The organism is Chryseobacterium viscerum (genome assembly GCF_002899945.2).
In the GTDB taxonomy this organism is placed as follows: Bacteria; Bacteroidota; Bacteroidia; order Flavobacteriales; family Weeksellaceae; genus Chryseobacterium; species Chryseobacterium viscerum.
Genome location: NZ_PPEG02000019.1, coordinates 1 through 7,238 on the forward strand (window position 1 = coordinate 1; position 7,238 = coordinate 7,238).

General features: G+C 30.9%; 10 protein-coding genes. 5 read left to right on the forward strand and 5 right to left on the reverse strand.

Features of this window, described 5'->3' with window-relative positions; translation table 11 throughout:
* Positions 1–150: 150 nt before the first annotated feature.
* Entirely contained in the window at positions 151–663 is a 513-nt protein-coding gene (locus C1634_RS25475; RefSeq protein ID WP_103235487.1) for a thioredoxin family protein, read from the forward strand.
* 86 nt (positions 664–749) lie between these two features.
* On the opposite strand, the gene C1634_RS25480 is transcribed toward C1634_RS25475, so the two are convergent.
* From C1634_RS25480 to C1634_RS26205, 5 genes are all read right to left on the reverse strand, one after another.
* Positions 750–1,445 carry a hypothetical protein gene (locus C1634_RS25480; RefSeq protein WP_103235486.1) on the reverse strand — a complete coding sequence of 232 codons (696 nt, stop codon included), beginning with the start codon at positions 1,443–1,445 and terminating at the stop codon, positions 750–752.
* A gap of 191 nt (positions 1,446–1,636) precedes the next feature.
* Positions 1,637–2,032, reverse strand: coding sequence for a DUF7674 family protein (locus tag C1634_RS25485; RefSeq protein WP_103235485.1), 396 nt, complete (start codon positions 2,030–2,032; stop codon positions 1,637–1,639).
* Positions 2,033–2,083: 51 nt separating this feature from the next.
* Positions 2,084–2,215 carry a hypothetical protein gene (locus C1634_RS26470; RefSeq protein WP_262509928.1) on the reverse strand — a complete coding sequence of 44 codons (132 nt, stop codon included), beginning with the start codon at positions 2,213–2,215 and terminating at the stop codon, positions 2,084–2,086.
* A gap of 82 nt (positions 2,216–2,297) precedes the next feature.
* Complete coding sequence (locus C1634_RS25490) at positions 2,298–2,654, reverse strand: DUF7674 family protein (protein ID WP_103235484.1); 357 nt, start codon at positions 2,652–2,654, stop codon at positions 2,298–2,300.
* Between the two features lie 12 nt (positions 2,655–2,666).
* Positions 2,667–2,825, reverse strand: coding sequence for a hypothetical protein (locus C1634_RS26205; protein ID WP_165835409.1), 159 nt, complete (start codon positions 2,823–2,825; stop codon positions 2,667–2,669).
* 222 nt (positions 2,826–3,047) lie between these two features.
* Between C1634_RS26205 and C1634_RS25495 the strand changes: the two genes are divergently transcribed.
* From C1634_RS25495 to C1634_RS25510, 4 genes are all read left to right on the forward strand, one after another.
* Positions 3,048–4,097, forward strand: coding sequence for a nucleoid-associated protein (locus C1634_RS25495; protein ID WP_109739372.1), 1,050 nt, complete (start codon positions 3,048–3,050; stop codon positions 4,095–4,097).
* Entirely contained in the window at positions 4,097–5,248 is a 1,152-nt protein-coding gene (locus C1634_RS25500) for a hypothetical protein (protein ID WP_109739373.1), read from the forward strand. Before C1634_RS25495 ends, C1634_RS25500 begins: the two co-directional genes overlap by 1 nt.
* A gap of 38 nt (positions 5,249–5,286) precedes the next feature.
* Positions 5,287–6,300, forward strand: coding sequence for a nucleoid-associated protein (locus tag C1634_RS25505; RefSeq protein WP_109739374.1), 1,014 nt, complete (start codon positions 5,287–5,289; stop codon positions 6,298–6,300).
* A 62-nt stretch (positions 6,301–6,362) separates the two neighbouring features.
* On the forward strand, positions 6,363–7,169 hold the full coding sequence (locus C1634_RS25510; protein WP_103235661.1) for a hypothetical protein: 807 nt from the start codon (positions 6,363–6,365) through the stop codon (positions 7,167–7,169).
* Positions 7,170–7,238: the final 69 nt, after the last annotated feature.

A 7,238-nucleotide genomic window follows, 5' to 3' on the forward strand; every position in this document is an offset into this window, starting at 1 on the left:
AATTGCCACTGAGTAAGAGTTAAGTCTGTTGGATACATCAATTTTTTTGTTTTGCAGCTCTAAATTGACATTTTTAAGCCAATGAGTAACCCTTACTCTTTTTTTATACCGTTTTTAAACAGGCTCTTAGTAATAAAATAAAAATTCAGAATGAAATACTCTAAAATTATTGTTATTGTTTCTCTGTTACTGTTTCAGTTAGGAGCGGCGCAGGAAAAAGCAGATGTTGTATTAAATAAGGCTTTTAAAGAAGCTAAAACAGGAAAGAAAAATGTCTTATTGGTATTCCATGCTTCATGGTGTAAATGGTGCAAGATGATGGAAAAAAATATGGATCTTCCAGAAGCTAAACCCATTTTTGATAAAAGATTTGTCACTGCTTATTTGGATGTTCAGGAAAGAGGAGATAAGAAAAGCCTTGAAAACCCTGGCGGACAGGAGCTGATGAATAAATATAAAGGTGAAAATGCAGGACTTCCTTTCTGGCTGGTTTTAAGCCCAAAAGGAGAAGTACTGGCTGATTCTTTTGATGACAAAGGCCAAAACCTTGGCTCACCGGCAACCCCGGAAGAAGTAACCGCTTTTATTGCTAAACTGGGAAAATCTTCAAAACTGAGTAAAGAGGAATCTCAAACTATCGAAAAGGTATTTGTGAAGAAATAACACGATAAAAAATAGAAAATAGGCTATCTCAAAATCCAAATAATTGGGCTCTTGAGATAGCCTATTTTTATTATATTGATCAGTTGTTAGAACTTTTTATAATAATACTCAATATTACTCCATAAAACCTGATCTTCAGACTTTGTCATCTCAGACGGGGTGGTAAAAAGAGCTCCAAACATATTTTCATATTGGGTGGTACCGAAACACGCATTTTGAACAATGGTTAATCCATCACCGGTGTTTCTCGATTCTCGTTTCGTATATCTAAAGGTTCTCTTTAAAGTAAAAGTGGAATTTTCTTTATTAAAATCACCAATATAAGTCGGCTTACTCGCATTACTGTCATTGACTAAAATTGAATCATTGACGATTTTAAAACTGTATGTCAGATCAGCTGAATTTCCGGCTATTAATTGGATAGAATTGCTTTTCAGATCAAGAACGATCTTCTTCCATGCCGGTTCTTTGTACAGACTCCAATAATTGCCCAGGTAGGACTCATCAGGAGTAGATTTACTGCCGGCTGACCCTTTATAAAGTATGGTTCCTTTTACAGCGTAACTTTTGAATTCAAATTGATAAATTTCTCTATCGATCGGCCTCGGATCATCATTTGTATTGTCATTATTTCCGCATGAGATTAGCAACATTAACATCATCACAGCATAAAAAGAGTTTTTCATCGGTTTTTTCACAAAAATAGAGGTTTTATACGTATTGGTGAAGTAAAATAGGGTAAAAGTTACCTGTAAATAGGTGTAAAAGCGAAAAAAAAACATGAAAAGGCAAATTTGTAAAAAAACGGATTAGTTTTTTCTTTATGCAGTTGTAATTTTTGTGTACCAAGTAGAGAATATAAAGTGTTTGATCTTCCTTCTCCTTCTCAACCTGCAAAAGGTAAAGCTATTTATTGTAACATATAAAAAGAGCGAATAGGCTTATTTACCTTTTCGCTCTTTTATTATACTTATTATTTTCCAAAATACATCTGATCCTGCTTCTGCTGCTCATTATAAATGATCTGGAAGCTGGAAGGCATGTATTGATAAAGAAGTTTCCAATGTTGGATTCTTGCGTGCTTTTTGAAACTTTCGAAAGATCTTACAAACATGTTTTCAATCATGTCTCTTACATAAGAATTACCATTTCTGTAAAGCCAATCCATCAGCTTGATGTGATGGGCTATGACACTGATCTTCGATTCCTGTAACAGATTCTTCAGATAATTTACGGTTGCCTGCATGATCCCAGCAAAATTGTCCTGAACAGACAACTGAGTGATTTCATTGCGAAGTGGCGCATAGAAAAATTTTAAGTATTCAACAGCTACCTTTTGATTAATAGTTTGCATTTGTACTTTCATCATAATTAAGAATTTTTCAAACACTTTTTATTGCAGCGAAATGTATACCAAAATTTAAAGGCAGGCAGCAAAAATAAATACACCTACTATCACAGCAACGTGAGTGAGTAATATCTCTGTATTGTGTCTGTTAGTCGTGGTTTTCCAGGTTTTCCAGTCTGAAATCCTTCTGATTTTATTTTTCATAATCAATTGATTGTGAGTTATTTTAATTTTTGTTTAATTTAAACGCTTTGTAATGAAACGGCTCAATAATGTAATAAAACCTTTATATACCGTGGCTGTAAATTTGTCTTGAATATACCTTCTGAAGGTTGGCCGAAATGTGACTAAAAATCACTTTTCTGTATTCCTCACTGCAGAAAGCGGTAGAATTGTCCAGAGAATAAATGAAAGTAGTCTCAATAGCATTTTTTAATACAGTATCTCCGTCAGTATAAATTTTGTCCATTTTTTGTAAGCTCCTGAACAACAGATTTCTGTCATTTTGGCGGATCATATTTTTAATACGTTCTGTGAAGGTCCGGATGATGCTGTATGAATTTTGAATTTTGATCTCTTTTACTTCTTTTTCAAAATCGGGAACCACATCTGTGATTTCCTGTACGGCTTGTAGGTAGTTCATAATATTATAATGTTAATTGTGTTCAAGTATTTTGATGATGGCCCCAAAGAGGAAAATGGTTAAAAAAGCAAAAAAAAGCATATGATAAGGCTTCAGCCACTTTGGAGTTTCAGGTCCTTTGCTTTTTAATCTTCTGAGCTTGTCTATTCTGTTTAATGTTTTTAAGTCCATATTCTATGTTTTCAAATCATGATGCCAATGGTATTCCGTTAGAAATGATATTGATTTAACGTATTGATATTAAATATGTTATGGTTTTTAAGTCTGATTTTTTAAACAAAAAAGCATGTCAAAATGATATGGTTTTTCTCAATTTGGATACATGACTTGTTTTTGATTGGGGTTTCCCGTAAAAAAAATATAATTTATTCCTTATTTTAGTAAAAAAACAATATGCCAGATATTAAACAAAAAGGTCACGATATTAAAATAAAAAATATAGTTATCCATCGAATTGATAAAGAACCTGCTAAAGAGGTTACTGAAATGAAACTAGCAACAAAAACTTTAGAGGTTTCTAAAAAGGAAATTTTTTTTATTGCAGATATTAAGAAGTCATTTTCTGGCCCTGGAAAAACTTATGGAATATTTGAGGAGCAAGATCAATCAACAGTATTTGAGAATTTATTGACGGGGTATACTGAAGATGTTATAAATTTTTTGGAGATGACCCAAGAGCTTATGCATCATTATAAAAGAATATTAGAACTAACAAATCCCGCTTCAGGTGGTTTTTTAGTTTTTTCTGATTATCTCAACACTTCGCTTAATGCTGAATATCTTTTAATTTTAGCAATAAATAATAAGCAAGGATATTTTTTTAGTGAAGATCTGACATTAAATGAAATAGAAAGTATAGATTTAAGTAAAATTGATGTTGCTTCATCCATTAATATTTCAAAATGGAAAGAGTTTAAAAATGGGAATGATGACATTGATACATATCTGTCATTTAGAAGTGGATTGAAAAACATATCAAAATATTTTCAAACTTTTATTGGTTGCGAAGATAAAACAACCAAAACTGCAGGTTCGAAGAAATTGGTTTTTGCAGTTAAGGAATATTTAAATGATAAGTTTGAGGATAGAGAGGAGCGTGATAGATTATTAGACAGAATTAAAGCTCATTGTATTGAATATGACCGAAATAATAAGGGTGTGTTTCTAAGTGATATATCAAGAATTATTGATGAGGAAAATCCAGATGATTTTGCAACTTTTGCTTCAGATGAAAAGTATTCTGTGAATCCCATAATAAGTGTTGATAAAAATGTAATTAAATTATTAACAAAAACTAAGTATAAATCAAGAAATGAAGATTTTATAATTGAGTTTGATAATACATTAATCGGTAATAAAATTAAATATAATGTAGAAACAAATTCTATGTCAATAGAAGATATACCACAAGATCTAGCTAACCAAATTAAAAAGCATATGTGATGTTAGATTTATTAAAAGAATTATTTTCTAATAAAATAAATGAAACAGCTAATTTATTTACATTTTCATTTCTTATTACGGATGTTAAACAAATTAATTTATTACAAGAAGTTGAAATTGATAATATTTTAAATGAAAAAAGAAATCCAGTTTCTGATACTGAACTGCAAGTCGGACAAACTTATATTTTTGATCTAGCATGGACCTCATTAAGAAGACATAATTTTTATACAACTTGTAGTGATTTTGTAAAGTTTAATAATAAAGATAAAAGCGAAGAGTTTTATATTTTAGAAATCGATTGTACGGAAAGAGATATTGATAATTTTTTTATAAAAAATTATAATGATTTAATTTTAATAAAGGACTTTATAATTAAAATTTCAAATGATAATATTCAAGAAAAGTATTTAATATATTTTGAAAATAGATATTTAAAGATTCCTAATCTTTTATCTTCTAATAGTATATCAAAGATAAAGTATGTTTTGGAGAAAGATCTATTAGAAAATTTTTTTAATGACTATGAGAAATCTTCTAATGAAATTAAAGTTATTTTTAAAAGTGAACTAATAAATTTTTTAGACGACATTACTGAAGGAGAAAGATTAACATTTTTATACTGTAATTTTTCTGACTTTTATAAAAGATGCATTATAGGATACGAATATTATATAAAAGATTTTTCATACATAAAAGTTAAAACGGAATTAGATAATGCTGTATTGGATTTTTCAAAAAATATCAGAACTGTTGTTAATGATTCTCAAAATAAATTGATTATAATTCCTGCAGCTGTAGTTTTAGCATTTACGACATTTGAAATAAAAGAACCTTTTAATACTAAAAACATATTTGTTTTAGCTTCTTCTGTGCTTTTTGCTTATATGATGGACTCTTTCGTTAATAACCAAGATTCTGCATTAAAGATTATCAAAACAAATGTTATTAATTATAAAACCCTTTTCTTTAATAAGAATAAGAGCAAAACTGAAAATTTGAATGGAATGATATTAGATTCCTTTGTAAAAGCTGATGATGAACTTCAAAGACAAGAAAATTGGATGCTAGGAATAAAGATCATAAATTGGATTATTCCTGTTTTACTTCTTGTTTATCTTTTAACCTTAATTTATAATTTACGTTCGTAGTAAAAAGAATTATCTTTGCAGTCCAAATATTCAGAAAAATGTTTTCAAAAATAATAGTACACAGAGTCGGAAATAAGATCAATGGAGATTCCTTGACACTTTCACAAGAGGAATTGAAGCTGGAAGAAGGAATGGCAGAACTGCTTGAGAATTACTTTTTAGGATCATTCAAATCGGAAGAAACCTTCCATTTTTACAGTGATACTTATCTGGTGAATAACCCAATTTACAGTGCTGTTTCTGAAATTTTTGAAGATAAATCCAAGTTCATTTGGGAGTCTGAAAATATAGCAAAACATCTTTTCGAAGCGGCTGAAAACCCAAGAGTTCAAAGTGGAGAACTTTTCATAGTCCTTTTCGAAGATGAAAGTGACCGTCCGGACAGAGTAGACAAGATTGGTATTTTCAAAACGGAAAAGAGAGAATCTTTCCTGAAAATAAATCCTGCAGAAGAAACATTTGATATTGAAAAAGATCAGGGAATCGGGTTATCTAAAATTGATAAAGCAGCTTTGATCTATAACAATAATAAAGACACAGGATATGTACTTTCCGTAGTTGACAACAACAAAAATGGAGACATGTACTACTGGTTCGAAGATTTCCTGAAAGTAAAGCAGCGTGATGACGAATATTTCCACACGCAGGAGGCTTTGATGGTCTATAAAGATTATATCACAAAGCAGCTGCCTCAGGAATTTGAAGTTTCGAAAGCAGACCAGGCAGATTTTCTGAATAAGTCGATCAATTTCTTCAAAGAAAAGGAAGAGTTTAAACTTGATGAATTTGCCACTGAAGTATTGGGAGACGAACATGTGATTGAAAGTTTTGTGAATTTTAAAACAGATTACGAGCAGGACATGCAGGTAAATATTGCAGAAGAATTCCCGATCAGTGAAGCGGCGGTAAAAAAGACTCAGAGACACTTTAAAAGTATCATTAAATTGGATAAAAATTTCCACATCTACATCCACGGAGACAGACAGAAACTAGAAATGGGTGAGGATGATAAAGGAAAATACTACAGACTTTATTTCGAAAAAGAGGTTTAAAAAAGAAAACGTCTATTCAATAATAATATCATAACTTTATTGCACATCACAAAATAGTAGTTATGAAATTCATGATCATTTTCTGGGGAGCTTTTCTCTTCTTTTTCTGCGTTCCGTTTCCTATTTTCATTTATATGATGAGTGATGAGTTCGCAACAGAACCGAGAAATTCATTAGCCGTGAGCTATGGATATCTCGGTTTTTCTTTGCTTATATGGATCTATGTGATTGTTTTCTTCATCAATACTCTTTTCGTAAAAACTTTTAAGGAGAAAAATACCATTCAGTCTATCCTGCAGAAGGGAATTCCAAGAGAAGCAAAAATCATCGATTATAAACTCCTGAAATACATTCCCAAAACCAATATAAACGTCATTCAGATTGTTCTTTCGTTTCCTAACCTTAGAAATACATTGATTGAACACGAGATGATGTTTCATGACTCCAAACCACAGGAAAAAAGATTCAATGCCGGAAACAAGGTAAAAGTATTGTTAAATCCAAATCTGTCACAGGAGCCTTATTTTATTTTAAATGATCAGAAAGTCAGGTTCAATGCATTAGGAATCGTTTTAAGAATCGTGTTTGGTATATTGTTAATTGCTTACGTAATTGGGTTATACTCTTATTTTTATACACGGGAATCCTTTGATTTTGGCTGGAGGTTTCTGACATTCATGCATCCTATTATTTTTAGTGGAGTAATGACGATTATTTATGTGTTGGCTTTTCAATTGATTGTCGGGAAGTTTTTTAAAAATAAAAAAGAAGAACATATCCTCTTTTCCGGAAGAAATGCTGAAGCTACTATTGAAGACTTTCCCTTTTTCAAACAGTTAATAAATATAAAATACACTCTAATACACTAAAACTTCTTTAGCATACAGCCAAGGACTAAGTCCATTTAACGATTTATGCGGATGATTACTGTTGTAATC